This is a genomic window from Streptomyces pacificus, assembly GCF_011766325.1.
Taxonomy (GTDB): Bacteria; Actinomycetota; Actinomycetes; order Streptomycetales; family Streptomycetaceae; genus Streptomyces; species Streptomyces pacificus.
Genome location: NZ_BLLG01000005.1, coordinates 389,242 through 411,112, shown reverse-complemented (window position 1 = coordinate 411,112; position 21,871 = coordinate 389,242). Strand labels below are relative to the sequence as shown.

Sequence of the window (21,871 nt, the reverse complement as noted above, 5' to 3'; positions counted from 1 at the left end):
CCGTTGTGCCCTGCCCGCTCAGCCTGACTACGCCCGTGCAGGTCAGGCCACTTGATCAGCGGTAGTTGACGAACTGCAGGGCGAAGTCGAAGTCCTTGCCCTTCAGCAGCGTGATGACGGCCTGCAGGTCGTCCCGGCTCTTCGAGCTGACCCGCAGCTCGTCGCCCTGCACCTGGGCCTTGACGCCCTTCGGGCCCTCGTCTCGGATGGTCTTGGCGACCTTCTTCGCGTTCTCCTGGGAGATACCCTCCTGGATCGAGGCGAAGAGCTTGTACTCCTTGCCGGAGAGCTGCGGTTCGCCGGTCTCCAGCGCCTTCAGCGAGATACCGCGCTTGATCAGTTTGGACTGGAAGATGTCGAGGATCGCCTTGACCCGCTCCTCGCCGCTCGCCTGCATCAGGATCTTCTCGCCCGACCACTCGATGGTCGCGCCGGTTCCCTTGAAGTCGTAGCGCTGCGAGATCTCCTTTGCGGCCTGGTTGAGGGCGTTGTCGACCTCCTGCCGCTCGACCTTCGAGACGATGTCGAAACTGGAGTCGGCCATGTCCTGTGGCTCCTTGTATCGGGTGGCTGTACGCACGGCCGGATGCCCGGACCGCCAGGGCAAAGCCTAGCCACCCGCGTCCGCCGCAGGTGCTGATCAAACCGGTGGCAGAGCACCCCTGGGCATCGGGTATCGTTTACGTCGTCGCCCCGGAGCACCACGCGCAAGCCGCTCCAGAGCGGCATCCCATGGCGGTGTGCCCGAGTGGCCAATGGGAGCGGACTGTAAATCCGTCGGCTTAGCCTACCCAGGTTCGAATCCTGGCGCCGCCACGCGAAGTGAGACCCCCGTCGACCTGCGGAAGCGCAGGACGGCGGGGGTCTTCTCGTCGGCCCGACGCGGCTTCGGCGGTGGTCCCGGTCCGACGGCGGTCGCGGCGGTGGTCCCCGACGGGCCGTCAGCGCCCCGGCCCCTGCGGGAAGCGCCGGCCCTCAGGGGGCGACGGGCAGCGCTCGCTTGTGGCCGGTGGCCCGGAAGCGGCGGACGATCGTCTCGAAGGCGCGCGCGTCCACCGGCTTGCCTTCCAGGAAGTCGTCGATGTCGTCGTAGGTGACCCCGAGCGCGTCCTCGTCCGCCTTGCCCGGGTCGAGGGTCTCCAGGTCGGCCGTCGGGGTCTTCCACACCAGTTCGGCGGGCGCACCCAGCGCGTCGGCGACGGCGCGCACCCGGCGCTTGGTCAGGCCGGTCAGCGGCACGAGGTCCGCGGCGCCGTCGCCGAACTTGGTGAAGAAGCCGGAGACCGCCTCGGCGGCGTGGTCGGTGCCGACGACCAGACCGTCGTGCGCGCCCGCTACCGCGTACTGGGCGATCATGCGCTGCCGGGCCTTGATGTTGCCGAGCACGAAGTCCCGGTGGTGGGCGTCGAGGAAGGCCACCCCCGAGGCGGGCAAGGCGGCGAGGGCGGCGTCGCTCGCCGGCCTGATGTCCACGGTCAGCACCTGGTCGGCCCGGATGAAGGCCAGCGCGAGCTGCGCGTCGTGCTCGTCCGCCTGCACCCCGTACGGCAGGCGCATCGCGTGGAACCGCGCCTCGTGCCCGGCCGCCCGGGCGCGCTCCACCGCGAGCTGGCAGAGCCTGCCGGTGGTGGTGGAGTCGACACCGCCGCTGATCCCGAGCACCAGGGAACGCAGACCGGTGGAGGTCAGGCGGTCGGCGAGGAAGGCCACCCGGCGCTCGATCTCGTGCTCGGCATCGAAGGTCTCGGCGACCTGGAGTTCCCGGGCTATCTCCTGCTGCAGGGCGATGGGCGCCGACTCGCTCACGTCTGCTCCTGGCTCCTGGGGGGGGCGGTCTGCCGTGTCGCGCCCACCCTAACGTCTGCGGGTGGGGGCTTCTCCGCAGCTCAGACGGATCCGTCAGATGCCCGTGGCGGGCGGGACGCAAGGGCGGACCCGGTAGGGAGGCCGCTGAGGGAACGGGCACCCGCAGGGTTGAGGGGACGCGTCCAGGGACGGGTACGGGTACGGGTGCGGAGACGGGCGCCGTTGCGCAAGACACGGGCGCGGGCGCCGTCAGAGCCATGGCCGTCGCACGTGCGGGCCGTGGCTCGCGGTACCCGGCACGTCATGGGGACCGCGGGCTGCCCGGCGGGTGGGGAGACGGCGCAGGGGGTGGGTGGGGGGCAGAGGTTCAGTAGGGGCCGTTGACGTTGTCGATGGACCCGTAGCGCTTGGCCGCGTAGTTGCATGCCGCAGTGATATTGGCAATGGGGTCGTAAATATCCCATGAGGTGCCTTCGACATGGTATGCCCGAAATGTCGGTTCAATTACCTGCATGAGGCCCTTGGAGGGAATGCCCTTTTTCGCGTTGGAATCCCAGAGGTTGATCGCGTAGGGATCGCCGCTCGACTCGCGCATCAGATTGCGGTGGATCCCGTGGTAGCTGCCGGGGATTCCCTTGGCCTCCATGACCGCCAGGGAGTGCGTGATCCAGCCGTCGATCCGCTGTGCGCCGACAGGGGCCGCGGAGGCCTGGGATGGAGTGACCACCCAGGTCGCACCGGTCGCGACGGTGGCCGCCGCGAGACCGGCCGCGAGGTATCGGGCGATCTTGGGTGTCGCTCTACGGGGGAGGGGGGAAAGCCGCATGACGCCGCCCTTTCGCATGAATGCTGAAGGTCTGATCCCATGTGGGGCGGTTAATCGGGAATGGGGGTTTCCGCCGCCGGGGGTTTCAGCATCCGAATGAGGGTGGGTGGCGGCAAGGGGCAATTCTGTGATTGGCGCCACAAGGCAATAAATACCGTGTCATATGGGGTGTGTTTCCCGTCACGGTGACGGGTCGGGCGGGCTGGTGCCGTCGGGTGTCGCCCCGGGATGACCGGCTCGGCCTGCATGCAGCGAGCCTGCTGCTCGAGACACCGGCGGAACGTGGGGGCGCCGGCGCGGTGTACGGAGAGGGGGAATGCCGCCGGAGCGGGTAGCGGCCGACCGGCGGGCGGTCCCTGGGGCAACTCGTGCTCCGGGCAGCGTCGATGACGATGAGTCGGCGGTTGCCCGCGCTCCGCGCCGCCGCGTCACACGTCCCGCACGCCGGTGGCCGGTCGGATCGGCCGGATGGGGGGCTGTCCCGTCCCCCCCGTTCATCCGGGCTTGGCCCCGGGCCCCAACCGTACTGGCCCTACCCGAGCCCCTAGCCGAGCCCTGACTCGGGCGGGGTTCGGGACGGGGCGCGTGTGTAGTTGCCCGGGGCCCCGTCCAGGCCCGCCCGGGGCGCCTGCCTCCTCACGGCCGGGCGCCGAAGCGGCGGGGGCTCAGTTGCCCGCGATCGCCTTCACCGCGACCGTGACGGGCACATTGCCGCTGATCACGTCCAGGACCAGCCCCGCCGTCGCCGAACCGTCCAGCAGTTCGGCCACCACAGCGGCCACATCGTCCCGGGGGATGGTCCCGCGCCCGGTGCCGGCCTCCAGCCGGACGAGCCCGTTGCCGGCGTCGTTCGTCAGCATCCCGGGGCGCAGGATCGTCCAGTCCAGGGCTTCCTTGCCCATGACGTAGGCGTCCGCCTCGCCCTTCATCCGCAGGTACGCGTCGAACACCTCGTCGCCCCGGTGGCCGGGGTCGGCGCCCATGGACGACACGACGACGTACCGCCTCACCCCGGCCCGTTCGGCCGCGTCGGCGAAGAGGACCGCGGCGTCCCGGTCCACCGTCTTCTTCCGCTCGGCACTGCTCCCCGGACCGGCGCCCGCCGCGAACACCGCCGCGTCCGCGTCCTGGAGCACCGCCGCGACCTCCTCCACCGAAGCGGACTCGAGGTCGAGCAGGCGGGGCTCCGCACCAGCCTCCCGTAGGTCGTCGCCGTGCTCCGGTTTCCGGATGATGCCCACGGGCTCGTGCCCGCCGGCGGCGAGCAGCCGCTCCAGGCGCATCGCGATCTGGCCGTGTCCTCCGGCGATGACTATCCGCATGCTCCCGACCGTACGCCCGTCCGGCTCCCCGTGCGCGCGCCGGCCGGGGACCCGGAGGGGCTGATGTCGGCCGGGCGCCGGAGCGCGCCCCGTTTTCTTGTCTTTCACCCGTTTTCTTGGCTTTCGCCCGCCGTGTCGGAGTCACGGGTCACGGCACCCGGCGGCGCAGCGGCGTATACGGGCCTGGTTCGGCCCGGGCGGCCCGGTCCGGCCCGGACGCGCCGGCTGGAGCGGCTTCGGCTCCAGCCGGTCCAACCAGCAGCCCCGACCGGGTCCGATCGCGTGCGCGTCCCCCGTCTATCGGCTCCCGTCTATCGGCTCCCGGCTCCCGGCTCCCGGCTCCTGGCTCCCGCCTCCACCCGCGCCCCGTGCCTCCCGGCCCGGCTCTTTCCGCCATGCCCCACTCCCGCCCATGTCCCCGAACCGGCTTCGCCCGCCCGCTGCCCGGTCTCCACACGCACCCCGCCCGCCCTCTGCCCGGTTTCCGGCCCGCCTCCCTCACGGCCTCGGATCGGGACGCCCCTGTCGTGGCAGCTCCAGTGCCACCGCCGCCGCCGAGTCGCAGTACTCCCGTACCGCGCTGGTCCGGGCCACCACGCGTCCCCGGTGGATGACGATCCGGCTGTATGCGAGTGAGAGGACGCCCGCAAGCCGCTCGCCCCGGACGGCGAGGAGTTCCGCCGGGAAGCCCGCCTCCAGCCGCACCTCCGGCAGGCCCATCGCCGCCCGCGCCGCCGCGCTGACGGCGTCGTACGCGTCCGGGACCCGCAGCCCGCCCTGCGAGGCGAGCAGGAAGGCAGCCTCCAGCGGGTCGCCGCGGCCCACCGGATTCGCCACGTCCCGCATCGCCCCGCTGCCCGCGGCGACGGGCACTCCTGCCGCCCGCAGCAGCCGCACGGGAGCGACCCCGCGCAGTTCGGAGCCCGCGCAGCCGCCCTGCGGAAGGCAGACGACCGTGACCCCGGCGGCGGCCAGCTGGTCCGCCGTCCGGGATGCCACATCCGCGGGCAACCGGGCAAGACCGGCGCACGGGCCGATCGACACCCCGGGACGCAGGCCCCCGGCCATGGCGGCGAGCCGGGCCAGCCGCGCGGGATCGTCGCCGTCGGTGTGCAGGTCCACCGGGCAGCCGTGCTCGGCAGCGGCCTCCAGTACCGCCTCCGTGTAGCCGGTCGGATCCGGATCGGCGTCCGGGCTGCCGCCCACCACGGAAGCGCCCGCTTTCAGCGCGTCCCGCAGCATCGCGAGGCCGTCCGCGCCCGCCACCCCGGTCAGCAGCCGGGGTACGGCGACGGTCGTCACCTCGGCGAGTCCGCGCAGCGCCCGTCGTGCCTCCAGTACGGCCTCCAACGGGCCGAGTCCCTGGACATCGCCGATCCGCACGTGCGAGCGCAGGGCCGTCGCCCCGTGCCCGAGCTGGAGCAGCGCTGCCTCGGTGGCGCGCCTCTGCACGTCCTCGGCGGTGTACGACACCGGCCCCTCCGGCGCGAGCGCGGTGAGCGCGGTGTCGGCGTGGCCGTGCGGCTCGGCGGGGGCGGGCAGCAGCAGATAGCCGCCGAGGTCCACGCGGGCCGAGCGCGCCGTCGCCGCGGAGCTCAGGCTGCCGGCGGTGCCGACGGCCTCGATGCGCGCGCCGCTCAGCCGCACGTCGACCGTGCGTCCGTCGGTGAGCCTGGCGCCGCTCAGGAGCAGTGTGGTGCTGTCCGCGGTGGCGCCGTCGGGCGGCTGCGCCTGGCTGTCGGGCATCGCGCTCCTGAGGGCGGGGGAGTGGCCTGCGGTCGGCCCGCGGGACGATCAAGATCACCCGGCGTGTGACAGACCTTAGGGGCGCCCCGACCCCGCATCGAGGAAGAGCGCAATAGTCGTACCGGTGTGGCCGCAAGTGGCGCAGGGGGGCGGGCGCGGGGGGTGGGGTGATGGGTGGAGTGAATGGGTGGGGGCGACGGGTGGGGACTGCGGGTGGGGACGGCGGTGCCCGCCGAGGGGTAGGGGCGGCGGGCGTGCCCGGACCGCTGGGCAACCGTGCCGGCCTTGTGCCGGAACCACGCCGGAACACATCACCATGCACAGGGTTGTATCGGTGTGTAGCGGTCCGCCTCGAAGGGGGTCAGCGTCGCCTGTGAACGGATTTGGGCGATCGGTGGGCGACCGTGTAATGTCTTCATCGCTCGCCCCAATAGCTCAGTCGGCAGAGCGTCTCCATGGTAAGGAGAAGGTCTACGGTTCGATTCCGTATTGGGGCTCTGGTGTTGGGTGATCCTCGCCTTCGGGCGAGGGGATCCTGCATCAAAGCGGTGTAGCTCAGTCGGTAGAGCAAGCGGCTCATAATCGCTGTGTCACCGGTTCAAGTCCGGTCACCGCTACGCACAGTAGCCGATTGCGGGGTCGGTCCTTCGATCGGCTACTCTTTTCTGCGTTCCATCCGTCCATCCGTCCAAGGAGCACTCACGTGGCTGCCACCGACGTCCGCCCGAAGATCACGCTGGCCTGCGTGGAGTGCAAGGAGCGGAACTACATCACCAAGAAGAACCGGCGCAACAACCCGGACCGTCTTGAGATGAAGAAGCACTGCCCGCGCTGCAACTCCCACACCGCGCACCGCGAGACGCGCTGAATCAGGCTCGTATGCGAGGCCGCCCCCACCGGGGGCGGCCTCGTGTCGTTTGTCCCGGGGCTACCGGCGGGTCTTCCGGTGCCATCGGCCAGTAAGGGAAAAACAGGAGGTAGCGAGTCCATGGCGCTCGACCAGTCCTTCGTCGGGCGGAGCTATCCGCCCACCGCGCCGTACGAGGTCGGCCGGGAGAAGATCCGGGAGTTCGCGGAGGCGATCGGTGACGCCAACCCCGCGTACACGGACCCCGGGGCCGCCCGCCGGCTCGGACACCCGGACGTGATCGCCCCGCCGACCTTTGTGTTCGCCATCACGTTCAAGGCGGCCGGACAGGTCGTCGAGGACCCGCAGCTGGGCCTGGACTACAGCCGCGTGGTGCACGGGGACCAGCGGTTCGCCTACGCCCGTCCGGTGCGGGCGGGGGACCGCCTGACGGTCACCTCCACGATCGAGGCGATCAAGTCGCTCGCGGGCAACGACATCCTGGACATTCGCGGTGAGGTGCGCGACGAGGCCGGAGAGCATGTCGTCACCGCGTGGACCAAGCTGGTGGCGCGCGCCGCCGAGGAGGACTGACCCCATGGCGGCGAAGATCGCATACGAGGACGTCGAGGTCGGGACCGAACTGCCGGCGCGGACCTTCCCGGTGGACCGGGCCGCGCTGGTCCGGTACGCGGGCGCATCCGGGGACTTCAACCCGATCCACTGGAACGAGAAGTTCGCCAGGGAGGTCGGCCTCCCGGACGTGATCGCACACGGCATGTTCACGATGGCCGAGGCGGCGCGGGTGGTCACCGACTGGCTGGGCGACCCGGGTGCGGTCGTCGAGTACGGGGTTCGCTTCACCAGGCCGGTGGTCGTGCCGGACGACGGCCAGGGCGCGGTGATCGAGGTCGGCGGCAAGGTCGCGGCCAAGCTGGACGGCAACCTGGTGCGCGTCGACCTGACGGCGGTCTCGGCGGGCCAGAAGGTACTGGGGATGTCCCGGGCGGTCGTCCGCCTCGCCTGAGGCCGGACACCGGGGTGCGGCCGGACACCGGGGTGCGGTGCGCCCGACCGTGGCGGTGCGCCCGGCCGCGGCGGCGCGCCTGCGGGGGCCCTGCCGGGTCGGGGTACGCCCGTTGTGTCCGGGGCCAGGCCGGGCGAACGCGGAAACGCAGAGGGCCTGCCGGGGAGTCCGGACGCTCGCGGACGATCGGGTGGGCCTTCCCCGAGCGCAGGGTCCCGCCCGCCCCAGGGTCCCGCCAGCCCCGGACGGCTGCCGACCGGACCGTACTCTTGTCCCCGTGCTGGAACTCCACGACGCGCCCCTCGCCCCGCTGACCACCTTCCGCCTGGGCGGTCCTGCCACCCGTCTCGTCACGGCCACCACCGACGACGAGGTGATCGCCACCGTGCGGGAGGCGGACGCCGCCGGGACCCCGCTGCTGCTGATCGGCGGCGGCAGCAACCTGGTGATCGGGGACAAGGGGTTCGAGGGGACCGCCCTGCGCATCGCCACCACCGGCTTCCGGCTGGAGGGCGGGGAGCTGGAACTCGCTGCGGGCGAGGTCTGGAGCGATGCCGTGGCCCGCACCGTCGAGGCCGGACTCGCCGGAGTGGAATGCCTGTCCGGCATCCCCGGCTCGGCCGGTGCCACCCCGATCCAGAACGTCGGGGCGTACGGCCAGGAGGTCTCCAGCACCATCACCGAGGTCGTCGTCTACGACCGGCGCACCGGCGGGACGGTCACCGTGCCGAACGCCGACTGCGGTTTCACCTACCGCCACAGCCGCTTCAAGGCCGCCCCCGACCGCTATGTGGTGCTGCGCGTCCGCTTCCGGCTGGAGGATGCGGGGGGCCTGTCCGCTCCCCTCAGGTACGCCGAGACCGCACGGGCCCTCGGGGTCGGGGCCGGCGACCGGGTGCCGCTGGCCGCGGCCCGAGAGACGGTCCTGAAGCTGCGTGCCGGCAAGGGCATGGTCCTCGACCCCGACGACCACGACACCTGGTCGGCCGGTTCCTTCTTCACCAACCCGATCCTGTCGGCGGGGGAGTACGAGGCCTTCCTCGGCCGGGTGCGGGACCGGCTCGGCGAGGACGCCTCCGCGCCCGCCTACCCGGCCGGCGACGGGCACACCAAGACCTCCGCCGCCTGGCTCATCGACAAGGCCGGTTTCCCCAAGGGGTACGGCGGCGGCCCCGCCCGGATCTCCACCAAGCACACCCTGGCCCTCACCAACCGCGGCGAGGCCACCACCGAGGACCTCCTCGCCCTGGCTCGCGAGGTGGTCGCCGGGGTCCGCGACGCCTTCGGGGTCACGCTCGTCAACGAACCCGTGACGGTGGGCGTCAGCATCTGAGGCCGTCCGGGGCGGCACCGCACGGCCTCGCGCGGCGTCATGCGGCGTCACGCGGGGTCCGCTGCGACGGGGCGGGCGGAAGGCCGCGCCCTCGGCTCCCGCCTCCCCTCCCCGGACGTCCGGGGACCCGGGCGCATTCCGTGCCGGACCGATTCCGCGCCGGGCGCCCTGCGCCGCACGGGGCCCGTCGCCGGCACCCGTCACCGGCGCCGACGACGGGGCCCACGAGCGGGCCCGGTCAGTCCTTCAGCCACTCGTCGATCCCGCCCAGCAGGGCTTCGCGCACCTGCCTCGGAGCCGCCGAGGCCCGGACCGACTGGCGGGCGAACTCGGCCAGCTCCTCGTCGGTGAAGCCGTGATGGCGCCGGGCGATCTCGTACTGGGCCGCCAGCCGCGACCCGAAGAGCAGCGGGTCGTCCGCACCCAGCGCCATGGGCACGCCCGCGTCCCACAGCGTCCGCAGGGGTACGTCCTCCGGCTTCTCGTACACCCCCAGGGCCACGTTCGACGCCGGGCAGACCTCGCAGGTCACCCCGCGGTCCGCGAGCCTTCGCAGCAGCCGCGGATCCTCTGCCGCGCGGACGCCGTGGCCGATCCGGGAGGCGTGGAGGTCGTCCAGGCAGTCGCGCACCGACGACGGTCCGGCCAACTCGCCGCCGTGCGGGGCCGCCAGCAGACCGCCGTCGCGGGCGATCGCGAACGCGCGGTCGAAGTCCCGGGCCATGCCCCGGCGCTCGTCGTTGGAGAGGCCGAAACCGACCACCCCGCGGCCGGTGTAGCGCACCGCAAGCCGCGCCAGCGTGCGGGCGTCCAGCGGATGCTTCATCCGGTTGGCGGCGACCACGACGCGCATCCCCAGTCCGGTCTCCCGCGCCGCCTCGTCCACGGAGTCGAGGATGGTCTCCAGCGCGGGGATCAGTCCACCCAGCATCGGGGCGTACGAGGTGGGGTCGACCTGGATCTCCAGCCAGCCCGAGCCGTCCCGGACGTCCTCCTCCGCCGCCTCCCGCACCAGCCTCCGGATGTCCTCCGGCTCCCGCAGACAGGACCGGGCGATGTCGTAGAGCCGCTGGAAGCGGAACCAGCCGCGCTCGTCCGTCGCCCGGAGCTTCGGCGGCTCTCCGCCGGTCAGTGCGTCGGGGAGGTGCACGCCGTACTTGTCGGCGAGTTCGAGCAGGGTGCCGGGCCGCATCGACCCGGTGAAGTGCAGATGCAGATGGGCCTTGGGCAGCAGGCTGAGGTCGCGTACTCGCTCCATTGAAGGATCTTGCCGCACACACCGGGCATCCGGCAGCCCCTTTCCCCGATCGGGTCCTTGCCCGAACGAAAGAACACGGTCCGCGGAGGACGGCGCCCGACCGGAACGCCCCGGGGGGAGGGGAGCGGGCCCGGTCGAGGACGGCGCCCGGGCCGTTGCACCGGGTCGCCCGGGGCCCTCGCATCGGGCCGTGGCGCCGGGCCGTGGCACCCCGGGAGGGTTTCCTGGGCTGTGCACGCCCGGGCTGTGGCGACCGGCCGCAGAGACCCGGGGCCGTGCCTCGTGCCCCGGTCCCGGCCCCGGTCCCGGCCCCGGTCCCGGCCCCGGTCCCGGCCCCGGTCCCGGTCCCAGTCCCGGTCCCGGTCCCGGCCCCGGTCCCAGTCCCGGTCCCGGTCCCGGCCCCGGTCTCGGGCCTCCGGGCCCCGGAGCCGTCCCTTCAAGACCGTCCCCGATACGGGAACGGCCCTGGCCGCGGGGCACCGGCACCCCCGGGCAGCGGAAGGGCCCCGGTCGTCCGGACCCGCCGGTACCACCGGTGGAGCCCTTCCGGCCGGGGCCCGCCCCGCCCCGACCCGCCGAGCGGAAACGGAACCTCAGTCCCGGGCCTCCGCCAGCAGCTTCTGCATACGCGAGACGCCTTCGACCAGGTCCTCGTCGCCCAGCGCGTACGACAGCCGCAGATAGCCCGGCGTGCCGAAGGCCTCACCCGGGACGACGGCGACCTCGACCTCCTCCAGGATCAGCGCCGCGAGCTCCACCGAGGTCCGCGGCCGCCGCCCACGGATCTCCTTGCCCAGCAGGGCCTTCACCGACGGGTACACATAGAAGGCGCCCTCGGGCTCCGGGCAGACCATGCCGTCGATCTCGTTGAGCATCCGCACGATGGTGCCCCGGCGGCGGTCGAACGCCTCACGCATCCTCGCGACCGCGTCGAGATCGCCGGAGACCGCCGCCAGCGCGGCGACCTGCGCCACGTTCGAGACGTTGGAGGTGGCGTGCGACTGCAGGTTGGTCGCGGCCTTGACGACGTCCTTGGGGCCGATGATCCACCCCACCCGCCAGCCGGTCATCGCGTACGTCTTCGCGACGCCGTTGACCACGATGCACCTGTCGCGCAGCTCGGGCACCAGCGCCGGGACGGAGGCGAACGATGCGTCGCCGTAGACCAGGTGCTCGTAGATCTCGTCCGTCAGCACCCACAGGCCGTGCTCGAGCGCCCAGCGGGCGATCGCCTCGGTGTCGGCCCGGCTGTAGACCGCTCCGGTCGGGTTGGAGGGGGAGACGAACAGGACGACCTTCGTCCGCTCGGTGCGGGCCGCCTCCAGTTGCTCCACGGAGACCCGGTAGTTCGTGGTCTCGTCGGTGGCCACCTCCACCGGGACACCGCCGGCCAGCCGGATCGACTCCGGGTACGTCGTCCAGTACGGCGCCGGGACGATGACCTCGTCGCCCGGATCCAGGATCGCCGCGAAGGCCTCGTAGATCGCCTGCTTGCCGCCGTTGGTCACCAGGACCTGCGCGGGGTCGACCTGGTAGCCGGAGTCGCGGAGCGTCTTCTCCGCGATCGCCTTCTTCAGCTCCGGCAGGCCGCCGGCCGGGGTGTAGCGGTGGTACTTCGGGTTCTTGCAGGCCTCGATCGCGGCCTCGACGATGTAGTCCGGGGTCGGGAAGTCCGGCTCGCCCGCGCCGAAACCGATCACCGGACGGCCGGCGGCCTTGAGGGCCTTGGCCTTGGCGTCGACGGCGAGGGTCGCGGACTCGGAGATCGCGCCGATGCGGGCGGAGACCCGGCGCTCGGCGGGAGAAGTGGCAGCGCTCATGCGGCCATGGTCCCAGAACGCCGAGCGCCCGGGCACAGGGGATTCACCGACCGGGCGGCGGCCGGACAGTTCCGGACGGGAGCCGCTCGCCCGCAGCGTGGACGGGGCGACGGACGGGACGTGGACGGGACGTGGACGGGACGCGGACGGGACGTGGAAGGGACGCGGAAGGGAACCGCCTCGAAGCTATCTGTTCGACGCACGGCTCCCGACCACGTACACTCACCTGTCGTTGGCCCTCACGGACCACCACCGCGGATGCGGTAGGTTTGGGGGGAACCACATAGGGTCGTAGCTCAATTGGTAGAGCACTGGTCTCCAAAACCAGCGGTTGGGGGTTCAAGTCCCTCCGGCCCTGCTACACACGCCTTCGCCAGGATGTGTGCGTATGTACGTACTTCGATGCACCGCCGTGCGGCTCGACCGGGCGCGGCACGGCCACGACCCGGAATCAGGTGAGAGACGTGACGGACGCCGTGGGCTCCATCGACATGCCTGATGCCGAGGACGAGGCGGCCGACTCACGCAAGAAGACCCGCAAGGGCGGCAAGCGTGGGAAGAGAGGCCCCCTGGGCCGCCTCGCGCTGTTCTATCGACAGATCGTGGCCGAGCTGCGCAAGGTCGTCTGGCCCACCCGCAACCAGCTGACGACGTACACGACCGTGGTGATCATCTTCGTCGTTATCATGATCGGTCTTGTGACCGTGATGGACTATGGCTTCCAGGCAGCCGTCAAGTACGTCTTCGGCTGATCCCGCGGAGGGCGCCCGACCGGCGCCTCTTTCGCATGTTCCACCCCATCTGTATCCAGGAAGAAGCAGCCACCGTGTCTGACCCGAACCTGAACGACGCCGTTGAGCCGCGCGAGAGCCGCGAGTCCGCTGAGGACGCGCTCGACATCGTCGAGGCGGCGGACTCCGTCGGCCCGGACCGGGCGGAAGCTGCTGACGCCGCTGCGGGCGAGCCCGCCGAGCAGGCCGCGATCCACGTGGACAGCGAGCCCGCGACCGGGGACGCCGTTGCCGGGGACGCCGGGCCCGGGGATCCCGAGGCCGTCGCCACTGCCGACGAGGAGCCCGCCGACGAGGAGCCCGCCGCCGAGGGGGCTGCCGAGGCGACCGCGCAGGAGGCTCCGGCCGATCCCGTCGCCGAACTCCGCGAGGAGCTGCGCGGGCTGCCCGGCGAGTGGTACGTGATCCACACCTACGCCGGCTACGAGAAGCGGGTGAAGGCCAATCTGGAGCAGCGTGCCGTCTCGCTGAACGTCGAGGACTTCATCTACCAGGCCGAGGTGCCCGAGGAGGAGATCGTCCAGATCAAGAACGGCGAGCGCAAGAACGTCCGGCAGAACAAGCTGCCCGGGTATGTGCTCGTCCGGATGGATCTGACGAACGAGTCCTGGGGTGTCGTCCGCAACACGCCCGGCGTCACCGGCTTCGTCGGCAACGCGTACGACCCCTACCCCCTGACCCTGGACGAGATCGTCAAGATGCTCGCCCCCGAGCTGGAGGAGAAGGCGGCCCGCGAGGCGGCCGAGGCCGAGGGCAAGCCGGCGCCCGCCCGCAAGGTCGAGGTCCAGGTGCTGGACTTCGAGGTCGGCGACTCGGTCACCGTCACCGACGGCCCCTTCGCCACCCTGCAGGCCACGATCAACGAGATCAACCCGGACTCGAAGAAGGTCAAGGGTCTTGTCGAGATCTTCGGTCGCGAGACGCCGGTCGAGCTGAGCTTCGACCAGATCCAGAAGAACTAGCCCTGATCACGAGCTAAAGGCGCCCCTCCCAGCGGTCTTCCCGCCGGCAGGGGCGTCGCCCATGCTGCCGGTGCCGTCCGAGTACGTCCGGCGGCGCGCGAACTTCCCGCCTGGCGGGACCGCGGGGGCCCGGCCGGGCCGGAGCGGTCCCGGGCTGCGCTGACCTGCGCGGTTTTTGGCCCCACGGTAGTACCCGCTATCGTGGTGCGGTATGCCTCCATCCGGATGATCGGGTGGATGCCATGCCGTTACAGCACACTCTCAACTGGACCCGGAGAGAGCAATGCCTCCCAAGAAGAAGAAGGTCACGGGGCTTATCAAGCTCCAGATCCAGGCCGGCGCCGCCAACCCGGCTCCGCCGGTCGGCCCCGCGCTGGGTCAGCACGGCGTCAACATCATGGAGTTCTGCAAGGCCTACAACGCCGCGACCGAGTCGCAGCGTGGCATGGTCGTGCCGGTGGAGATCACGGTCTACGAGGACCGTTCCTTCACCTTCATCACCAAGACCCCGCCGGCCGCCAAGCTGATCCTCAAGGCCGCGGGTGTGGACAAGGGCTCCGGCGAGCCGCACAAGACCAAGGTCGCCAAGCTGACGCGCGACCAGGTCCGCGAGATCGCCACCACCAAGATGCCCGACCTGAACGCCAACGACCTGGACGCCGCCGAGAAGATCATCGCCGGCACCGCCCGTTCCATGGGCGTCACGGTCGAGGGCTGACAGTCCCCCGAGACCTCAGTGGCAGGGCCAGGCGCTGGCCCGGACCACGAACTCCACGCCTGAGACACCACAGGAGAAGAAGTGAAGCGCAGCAAGGCTCTCCGCAACGCGGACGCCAAGGTCGACCGGGAGCGCAACTACGCCCCGCTCGAGGCCGTCCGTCTTGCGAAGGACACCGCCAGCACCAAGTTCGACGGCACCGTCGAGGTCGCCTTCCGCCTGGGCGTAGACCCGCGCAAGGCAGACCAGATGGTCCGTGGCACCGTGAACCTTCCGCACGGCACCGGCAAGACCGCCCGGGTCCTGGTCTTCGCGACCGGTGACCGTGCTGCGGCCGCGGAGGCCGCGGGCGCCGACATCGTCGGCTCCGACGAGCTGATCGACGAGGTGTCGAAGGGCCGCCTGGACTTCGACGCCGTCGTCGCCACCCCGGACCTCATGGGCAAGGTCGGCCGCCTCGGCCGGGTGCTCGGTCCCCGTGGTCTGATGCCGAACCCCAAGACCGGCACCGTGACCATGGACGTTGCCAAGGCCGTCACCGACATCAAGGGCGGCAAGATCGAGTTCCGTGTCGACAAGCACGCGAACCTGCACTTCATCATCGGCAAGGTCTCCTTCGACGAGACCAAGCTGGTGGAGAACTACGCCGCGGCGCTGGAGGAGATCCTCCGTCTGAAGCCGTCCGCGGCGAAGGGCCGCTACATCAAGAAGGCGACCCTGACCACCACCATGGGTCCGGGTATCCCGCTGGACTCCAACCGCACCCGCAACCTCCTCGTCGAGGAGGACCCGGCCGCGGTCTGAGTCTGCGGCTCGCACACGGCTGGGACCGACCCCCGCACCTCCTCTTTACGAGGGGTGCGGGGGTTCGTTTATCGTTGCAACGATGTCGGTCGGGCGCGCTACGGTTCGACCGACTTCACTGAGGCAACAGAACAGAACACGGGGTGGGGATTTCATGAGCATGTCGACGTGGAAGCGCGCGGGCGTCTCCCTGGCGGCCGTGGCCGTCGTCGCGGGTGCCGCGGGCTGCCAGAGCGGTGGCGAGGACGAGAGGAAGGCCGCCGGCTCCTCGCAGTCCGCCGGCCAGTCGCAGGGCGAGATCACCCAGGTGATCCAGGCCGCCTACAAGAAGACGTCGGACGCCAAGTCCGTCAAGGTCCGTATGACCATGGCCATGCCGGACGGCATGGAGGGCGGCACCATGGAGATGTCCGGGGTGCAGGGGTGGGACCCCGTCGTGATGGACGTCACCGCCAAGGGCTCGATGCTCAGCGCGGGCGACCCCGATGCGCCGTCCCAGATCCGCATGCTGATGGTGGACGACGCCATGTACATGGAGCTGAGCGCCAAGCAGGCCGCCGAGATGGACGGCAAGCGCTGGATGAAGCTGGACCTCGAGGCCGCCGCCGAGGCCAGCGGCGACAAGGCACTCCAGAAGCAGATGACCGGCAGCCTGGAGAACATGAACCAGGACCCGGCCCAGCAGCTCGCCCTGCTGCTCGGTTCGCCCAACATCAAGCAACTCGGCTCCGAGAAGGTCGACGGCGTCGAGGCACGGCACTACAAGGGCACGATGACCTTGGAGGAGATGCTCGACGCCAACACGGCCTTCGACGTGCTCTCGGCGGAGGAGCGCAAGGAGCTGGTCGACAGCGTCAAGAAGGCCGGCATCACGGGATACGACACCGAGGTCTGGGTCAACGAGGACGACTACCCGGTCAAGATGGTCGTCGGCATGAAGATGCCGCAGGGCACGATGGACATGACGGCGCACTACTCCGACTACGGAGCCGAGGCCGCCGTCCAGGCGCCGCCGGCGAAGGACACCTTCGACCTGTTCGAGATGCTCAAGCTGCTGGAGGAGCTCGGCGCGGAGGACGGCGCGGAGGACGGCGCCGGTCTCGGCGGCTGAGCGGTTCCCGGCTCCCGGTCGTGGCCGACCCGCGGTCGCGCCCTCCCGGTGGTGGCCGGTGGTCCCGCCGCCGGCCACCACCGCGGGAGGCCGTGACCGCGGCCGGCGGGCCCTGACGCCCGATTTGCTTGCCGGCGATCGGTTCGCGTACTCTTCCCCGGAAGCCAAAGACCGCTGGTCGTTGCCGTGCCCGTCAGGGTGTCGGCGGCCGAAGGATCCGCTCGCTGCGGACGACCCGCGCAGGTGACTGTGGATGAGGTTCCCGGATATACGTCCGGTGGAGCCACGCCCCGTGCGCCTGCGCCGGGGCGTTTCGTTTTGCCCGGTTCTCCTTCCTTCAGCCCATGCGGTCCGAATCACCCGGAAGGAGGCCGAGGCTCATGGCGAGGCCCGACAAGTCCGCCGCGGTCGCCGAGCTGACGGACAAGTTCCGCAGCTCGAACGCCGCCGTGCTGACCGAGTACCGCGGTCTCACCGTGGCGCAGCTGAAGCAGCTGCGCCGTTCGCTCGGTGAGAACGCCCAGTACGCCGTGGTGAAGAACACGCTGACCAAGATTGCGGCCAACGAGGCCGGGATCACCTCGCTCGACGACCAGTTCGCTGGTCCGACGGCGGTCGCCTTCATCACCGGTGACCCGGTGGAGTCGGCGAAGGGTCTTCGTGACTTCGCCAAGGACAACCCGAACCTCATCATCAAGGGCGGTGTCCTTGACGGCAAGGCGCTGTCCGCCGATGAGATCAAGAAGCTTGCGGACCTCGAGTCCCGCGAGGTTCTGCTCGCCAAGCTGGCGGGCGCCATGAAGGGCAAGCAGTCCCAGGCTGCCGCGCTCTTCCAGGCGCTTCCGTCGAAGCTCGTCCGCACCGTGGACGCGCTTCGCGCCAAGCAGGCCGAGCAGGGCGGTGCCGAGTAATTCGGCTCGCGCATTGATCCGCGCCGCCCGGCGCGGGTCGTAGCGGGCCGTACGCCCGCCGTTATGTACATCCCGGCACCAGCCGAATGAGTGGAAGGACCGCCATCATGGCGAAGCTGTCTCAGGAAGACCTGCTCGCGCAGTTCGAGGAGATGACCCTCATCGAGCTCTCCGAGTTCGTGAAGGCGTTCGAGGAGAAGTTCGACGTCACCGCCGCCGCCCCGGTCGCCGTGGCCGCCGCCGGCGTCCCGGGTGCCCCGGCTGCCGAGGCCGCCGAGGAGCAGGACGAGTTCGACGTCGTCCTCACCGGCGCCGGCGACAAGAAGATCCAGGTCATCAAGGTCGTCCGCGAGCTGACCTCGCTGGGTCTGAAGGAGGCCAAGGACCTCGTCGACGGCGCCCCGAAGCCGGTCCTGGAGAAGGTCACCAAGGAGGCCGCGGAGAAGGCCGCCGAGTCCCTCAAGGGCGCCGGTGCGGCCGTCGAGGTCAAGTGACCTCGGGGGTCCGCTGACTCCTGCGCTGTAACGCGCACGCACTGAAGGGCGATCATCCATTCGGGTGGTCGCCCTTCGGCGTTGCCCGCACCGTCGGGTGGGCGCCTTGCGCTGCCCGTCGCGGGGAGTAGGGTGATCTTCGCCGTGCGCCAGGTGACGATCCCCGCAGCCGGGAATGGGCTGGGGGGCCTTGACGAACCGCACGCAGCGCGCAATTCTCAGGACGCGTCGTCACAACGGTCCAAGTTCGAGGCATGGATCGGCGACCGAACGGGCAGTATCGGTGTGCGCCTCCCGGCGCGCGGCATACCGCGGAGTTGAGAACAACGAGGGTCTCGGTGAACCCGCCCTGGACATCAGTGGGCCAAGTGGCTACACTGACCCTTTGCGCTGCCTGTTAGCTGCTCCCTGCCCGTCACCAGGGGCATCCCCTCGCATGAGCATCGTTGACCAGAATAGCCCTGACCTGGGATTTCTGTCTTTGTGCCCGGCTTGGGACCGGTACGCGCGTAGTGAGTCCGAGCCCTCGGAAGGACCCCCTCTTGGCCGCCTCGCGCAACGCCTCGACCGCGAATACGAACAACGGCGCAAGCACCGCCCCGCTGCGCATCTCCTTTGCAAAGATCAAGGAGCCCCTCGAGGTTCCGAACCTCCTCGCGCTGCAGACCGAGAGCTTTGACTGGCTGCTCGGCAACGCCGCGTGGAAGGCTCGTGTCGAGGCGGCTCTGGAGTCCGGACAGGACGTCCCCACCAAGTCCGGTCTGGAGGAGATCTTCGAGGAGATCTCCCCGATCGAGGACTTCTCCGGGTCGATGTCGCTGACGTTCCGCGACCACCGCTTCGAGCCCCCGAAGAACTCGATCGACGAGTGCAAGGAGCGCGACTTCACGTACGCCGCCCCGCTCTTCGTCACCGCCGAGTTCACCAACAACGAGACCGGCGAGATCAAGTCCCAGACCGTCTTCATGGGCGACTTCCCGCTCATGACGAACAAGGGCACCTTCGTCATCAACGGCACCGAGCGTGTCGTGGTGTCGCAGCTGGTCCGCTCGCCGGGCGTCTACTTCGACTCCTCCATCGACAAGACGTCCGACAAGGACATCTTCTCCGCCAAGATCATCCCGTCCCGGGGTGCCTGGCTGGAGATGGAGATCGACAAGCGCGACATGGTCGGTGTGCGCATCGACCGCAAGCGCAAGCAGTCCGTCACCGTCCTGCTCAAGGCGCTCGGCTGGACCACCGAGCAGATCCTGGAGGAGTTCGGCGAGTACGAGTCGATGCGCGCCACCCTGGAGAAGGACCACACCCAGGGCCAGGACGACGCGCTCCTCGACATCTACCGCAAGCTGCGCCCGGGCGAGCCCCCGACGCGTGAGGCCGCGCAGACGCTGCTCGAGAACCTCTACTTCAACCCGAAGCGCTACGACCTGGCCAAGGTCGGCCGCTACAAGGTCAACAAGAAGCTCGGCGCCGACGAGCCGCTGGACGCCGGCGTGCTCACCACCGATGACGTCATCGCGACCATCAAGTACCTGGTCAAGCTGCACGCCGGGGAGACCGAGACGGTCGGCGAGAGCGGCACCCAGATCGTCGTCGAGACCGACGACATCGACCACTTCGGCAACCGCCGTCTGCGCAACGTCGGCGAGCTGATCCAGAACCAGGTCCGCACGGGTCTCGCCCGTATGGAGCGCGTCGTGCGCGAGCGCATGACCACCCAGGACGTCGAGGCGATCACGCCGCAGACCCTGATCAACATCCGGCCGGTCGTCGCCTCCATCAAGGAGTTCTTCGGCACCAGCCAGCTGTCGCAGTTCATGGACCAGAACAACCCGTTGTCGGGCCTGACCCACAAGCGCCGCCTGTCGGCGCTGGGCCCCGGCGGTCTGTCCCGTGAGCGGGCCGGCTTCGAGGTCCGCGACGTGCACCCGTCCCACTACGGACGGATGTGCCCGATCGAGACCCCCGAGGGCCCGAACATCGGTCTGATCGGTTCGCTCGCCACCTACGGCCGGGTGAACGCGTTCGGCTTCGTCGAGACCCCGTACCGCAAGGTCGAGGGCGGCCAGGTCACCGACCAGGTGGACTACCTGACCGCCGACGAGGAGGACCGCTTCGTCATCGCGCAGGCCAACGCCGCGCTCGGCGACGACCTGCGCTTCGCCGAGGCCCGCGTGCTCGTCCGCCGCCGCGGCGGCGAGGTCGACTACGTGTCGCCCGAGGACGTGGACTACATGGACGTCTCGCCGCGCCAGATGGTGTCGGTGGCGACCGCCATGATCCCGTTCCTCGAGCACGACGACGCCAACCGCGCCCTGATGGGCGCGAACATGATGCGCCAGGCCGTTCCGCTGATCAAGGCGGAGGCGCCGCTCGTCGGTACCGGTATGGAGTACCGCTGCGCCACCGACGCCGGCGACGTCATCAAGGCCGAGAAGGACGGGGTGATCCAGGAGGTCTCGGCCGACTACGTCACCGTCGCCAACGACGACGGCACGTACACCACCTACCGCGTCGCGAAGTTCTCCCGCTCCAACCAGGGCACCTCGGTGAACCAGAAGGTCATCGTCTCCGAGGGCGACCGGGTCATCGAGGGCCAGGTCCTCGCCGACGGGCCGGCCACCGAGAACGGCGAGATGGCGCTCGGCAAGAACCTGCTCGTGGCGTTCATGCCGTGGGAGGGCCACAACTACGAGGACGCGATCATCCTGTCGCAGCGCCTCGTCCAGGACGACGTCCTCTCCTCGATCCACATCGAGGAGCACGAGGTCGACGCCCGCGACACCAAGCTCGGCCCGGAGGAGATCACCCGGGACATCCCGAACGTCTCCGAGGAGGTCCTCGCCGACCTCGACGAGCGCGGCATCATCCGCATCGGTGCCGAGGTCGTCGCCGGCGACATCCTGGTCGGCAAGGTCACCCCCAAGGGCGAGACGGAGCTGACCCCGGAGGAGCGGCTGCTGCGCGCGATCTTCGGCGAGAAGGCCCGCGAGGTCCGCGACACCTCGCTGAAGGTGCCGCACGGCGAGACCGGCAAGGTCATCGGCGTCCGCGTCTTCGACCGCGAGGAGGGCGACGAGCTTCCCCCCGGTGTGAACCAGCTGGTGCGCGTGTACGTCGCGCAGAAGCGCAAGATCACCGACGGTGACAAGCTCGCCGGCCGCCACGGCAACAAGGGCGTCATCTCCAAGATCCTGCCGATCGAGGACATGCCGTTCCTGGAGGACGGCACCCCGGTCGACATCATCCTCAACCCGCTCGGCGTCCCGTCCCGGATGAACCCGGGACAGGTCCTGGAGATCCATCTCGGCTGGCTCGCCAGCCAGGGCTGGGACGTCTCCGGCCTCGCCGACGAGTGGGCCCAGCGCCTGCAGGCCATCGGCGCCGACCAGGTCGACCCCCGCACCAACGTCGCCACCCCCGTCTTCGACGGCGCCCGCGAGGACGAACTGGCGGGTCTGCTGGAGCACACGATCCCGAACCGCGACGGCGACCGCATGGTCCTCCCGTCCGGCAAGGCACGCCTGTTCGACGGCCGCTCCGGCGAGCCCTTCCCGGACCCGATCTCGGTCGGGTACATGTACATCCTCAAGCTGCACCACCTGGTCGACGACAAGCTGCACGCCCGGTCGACCGGTCCGTACTCGATGATCACCCAGCAGCCGCTGGGTGGTAAGGCTCAGTTCGGTGGCCAGCGGTTCGGTGAGATGGAGGTGTGGGCGCTCGAGGCGTACGGCGCCGCCTACGCCCTCCAGGAGCTGCTGACCATCAAGTCCGACGACGTCACCGGCCGCGTGAAGGTCTACGAGGCCATCGTCAAGGGCGAGAACATCCCCGAGCCCGGCATCCCCGAGTCCTTCAAGGTGCTCATCAAGGAGATGCAGTCCCTGTGCCTCAACGTGGAGGTGCTGTCCTCGGACGGCATGTCCATCGAGATGCGCGACACCGACGAGGACGTCTTCCGCGCCGCGGAGGAGCTCGGCATCGACCTGTCCCGGCGCGAGCCGAGCAGCGTCGAAGAGGTCTGACGGGCCTGGCCGGGGCTCCCGTCGGGAGCCCCGGCCGTCCCCGGACCCTCCCCCTACGCCCTGTGGG

The 21,871-nt window shown here is 70.3% G+C and carries 19 protein-coding genes and 4 tRNA genes; 16 read left to right on the top strand and 7 right to left on the bottom strand.

The features are described from left to right. Nucleotides 1-55 precede the first annotated feature (55 nt). Nucleotides 56-544, bottom strand: a complete 489-nt coding sequence (locus SCWH03_RS11620; protein WP_173264063.1) for a YajQ family cyclic di-GMP-binding protein — start codon at nt 542-544, stop codon at nt 56-58. 190 nt (nt 545-734) lie between these two features. On the opposite strand from SCWH03_RS11620, the gene SCWH03_RS11615 reads away from it, so the two are divergent. Continuing rightward, nucleotides 735-816 (top strand) — tRNA-Tyr (locus tag SCWH03_RS11615). 159 nt (nt 817-975) lie between these two features. Here SCWH03_RS11615 and nadE read toward each other — a convergent pair. The 4 genes from nadE to SCWH03_RS11595 form a co-directional block, all read right to left on the bottom strand. Further along, nucleotides 976-1,806 carry an NAD(+) synthase gene (nadE, locus tag SCWH03_RS11610; RefSeq protein ID WP_272491055.1) on the bottom strand — a complete coding sequence of 277 codons (831 nt, stop codon included), beginning with the start codon at nt 1,804-1,806 and terminating at the stop codon, nt 976-978. A 367-nt stretch (nt 1,807-2,173) separates the two neighbouring features. Further along, on the bottom strand, nt 2,174-2,632 hold the full coding sequence (locus SCWH03_RS11605; RefSeq protein ID WP_173264062.1) for a transglycosylase SLT domain-containing protein: 459 nt from the start codon (nt 2,630-2,632) through the stop codon (nt 2,174-2,176). A 665-nt stretch (nt 2,633-3,297) separates the two neighbouring features. Beyond that, entirely contained in the window at nt 3,298-3,954 is a 657-nt protein-coding gene (locus SCWH03_RS11600) for an SDR family oxidoreductase (RefSeq protein WP_173264061.1), read from the bottom strand. 498 nt (nt 3,955-4,452) lie between these two features. Further along, nucleotides 4,453-5,700, bottom strand: coding sequence for an amidohydrolase family protein (locus tag SCWH03_RS11595; protein ID WP_173264060.1), 1,248 nt, complete (start codon nt 5,698-5,700; stop codon nt 4,453-4,455). A gap of 424 nt (nt 5,701-6,124) precedes the next feature. Here SCWH03_RS11595 and SCWH03_RS11590 point away from each other — a divergent pair. From SCWH03_RS11590 to SCWH03_RS11565, 6 genes are all read left to right on the top strand, one after another. Then, nucleotides 6,125-6,197, top strand: a tRNA-Thr gene (locus SCWH03_RS11590). 47 nt (nt 6,198-6,244) lie between these two features. Next, nucleotides 6,245-6,317: transfer RNA gene (locus SCWH03_RS11585), tRNA-Met, on the top strand. A gap of 86 nt (nt 6,318-6,403) precedes the next feature. After that, nucleotides 6,404-6,568 (top strand): 50S ribosomal protein L33, encoded by a 165-nt coding sequence (gene rpmG, locus SCWH03_RS11580; protein ID WP_003956487.1) that lies wholly within the window; start codon nt 6,404-6,406, stop codon nt 6,566-6,568. 120 nt (nt 6,569-6,688) lie between these two features. Beyond that, nucleotides 6,689-7,141: a MaoC family dehydratase N-terminal domain-containing protein gene (locus tag SCWH03_RS11575; protein ID WP_173264059.1), complete on the top strand. Its 453-nt coding sequence runs from the start codon at nt 6,689-6,691 to the stop codon at nt 7,139-7,141. Between the two features lie 4 nt (nt 7,142-7,145). Further along, complete coding sequence (locus SCWH03_RS11570; RefSeq protein WP_173264058.1) at nt 7,146-7,574, top strand: MaoC family dehydratase; 429 nt, start codon at nt 7,146-7,148, stop codon at nt 7,572-7,574. Nucleotides 7,575-7,851: 277 nt separating this feature from the next. Beyond that, on the top strand, nt 7,852-8,907 hold the full coding sequence (locus tag SCWH03_RS11565; RefSeq protein ID WP_173264057.1) for a UDP-N-acetylmuramate dehydrogenase: 1,056 nt from the start codon (nt 7,852-7,854) through the stop codon (nt 8,905-8,907). Between the two features lie 238 nt (nt 8,908-9,145). Here SCWH03_RS11565 and SCWH03_RS11560 read toward each other — a convergent pair whose 3' ends face one another. Both SCWH03_RS11560 and SCWH03_RS11555 read right to left on the bottom strand, forming a co-directional pair. Beyond that, nucleotides 9,146-10,165: an adenosine deaminase gene (locus SCWH03_RS11560; RefSeq protein ID WP_173264056.1), complete on the bottom strand. Its 1,020-nt coding sequence runs from the start codon at nt 10,163-10,165 to the stop codon at nt 9,146-9,148. A 593-nt stretch (nt 10,166-10,758) separates the two neighbouring features. Then, on the bottom strand, nt 10,759-11,985 hold the full coding sequence (locus SCWH03_RS11555) for a pyridoxal phosphate-dependent aminotransferase (protein ID WP_173264055.1): 1,227 nt from the start codon (nt 11,983-11,985) through the stop codon (nt 10,759-10,761). 285 nt (nt 11,986-12,270) lie between these two features. Here SCWH03_RS11555 and SCWH03_RS11550 point away from each other — a divergent pair. From SCWH03_RS11550 to rpoB, 9 genes are all read left to right on the top strand, one after another. After that, nucleotides 12,271-12,343, top strand: a tRNA-Trp gene (locus SCWH03_RS11550). Between the two features lie 106 nt (nt 12,344-12,449). After that, nucleotides 12,450-12,737 carry a preprotein translocase subunit SecE gene (secE, locus tag SCWH03_RS11545; protein WP_173264054.1) on the top strand — a complete coding sequence of 96 codons (288 nt, stop codon included), beginning with the start codon at nt 12,450-12,452 and terminating at the stop codon, nt 12,735-12,737. 74 nt (nt 12,738-12,811) lie between these two features. After that, nucleotides 12,812-13,738, top strand: coding sequence for a transcription termination/antitermination protein NusG (gene nusG / locus SCWH03_RS11540; RefSeq protein WP_173264053.1), 927 nt, complete (start codon nt 12,812-12,814; stop codon nt 13,736-13,738). A 283-nt stretch (nt 13,739-14,021) separates the two neighbouring features. Further along, nucleotides 14,022-14,456 (top strand): 50S ribosomal protein L11, encoded by a 435-nt coding sequence (gene rplK / locus SCWH03_RS11535; RefSeq protein WP_116428045.1) that lies wholly within the window; start codon nt 14,022-14,024, stop codon nt 14,454-14,456. A gap of 81 nt (nt 14,457-14,537) precedes the next feature. Then, nucleotides 14,538-15,260 carry a 50S ribosomal protein L1 gene (gene rplA, locus SCWH03_RS11530; protein WP_173264052.1) on the top strand — a complete coding sequence of 241 codons (723 nt, stop codon included), beginning with the start codon at nt 14,538-14,540 and terminating at the stop codon, nt 15,258-15,260. Between the two features lie 160 nt (nt 15,261-15,420). After that, nucleotides 15,421-16,371 (top strand): SCO4651 family lipoprotein, encoded by a 951-nt coding sequence (locus SCWH03_RS11525; RefSeq protein ID WP_173264192.1) that lies wholly within the window; start codon nt 15,421-15,423, stop codon nt 16,369-16,371. A gap of 380 nt (nt 16,372-16,751) precedes the next feature. Further along, on the top strand, nt 16,752-17,282 hold the full coding sequence (gene rplJ / locus SCWH03_RS11520) for a 50S ribosomal protein L10 (protein ID WP_017949675.1): 531 nt from the start codon (nt 16,752-16,754) through the stop codon (nt 17,280-17,282). A 107-nt stretch (nt 17,283-17,389) separates the two neighbouring features. Beyond that, nucleotides 17,390-17,776, top strand: coding sequence for a 50S ribosomal protein L7/L12 (gene rplL / locus SCWH03_RS11515; RefSeq protein WP_109295533.1), 387 nt, complete (start codon nt 17,390-17,392; stop codon nt 17,774-17,776). 542 nt (nt 17,777-18,318) lie between these two features. Next, complete coding sequence (rpoB, locus tag SCWH03_RS11510; RefSeq protein ID WP_109295534.1) at nt 18,319-21,804, top strand: DNA-directed RNA polymerase subunit beta; 3,486 nt, start codon at nt 18,319-18,321, stop codon at nt 21,802-21,804. Nucleotides 21,805-21,871: the final 67 nt, after the last annotated feature.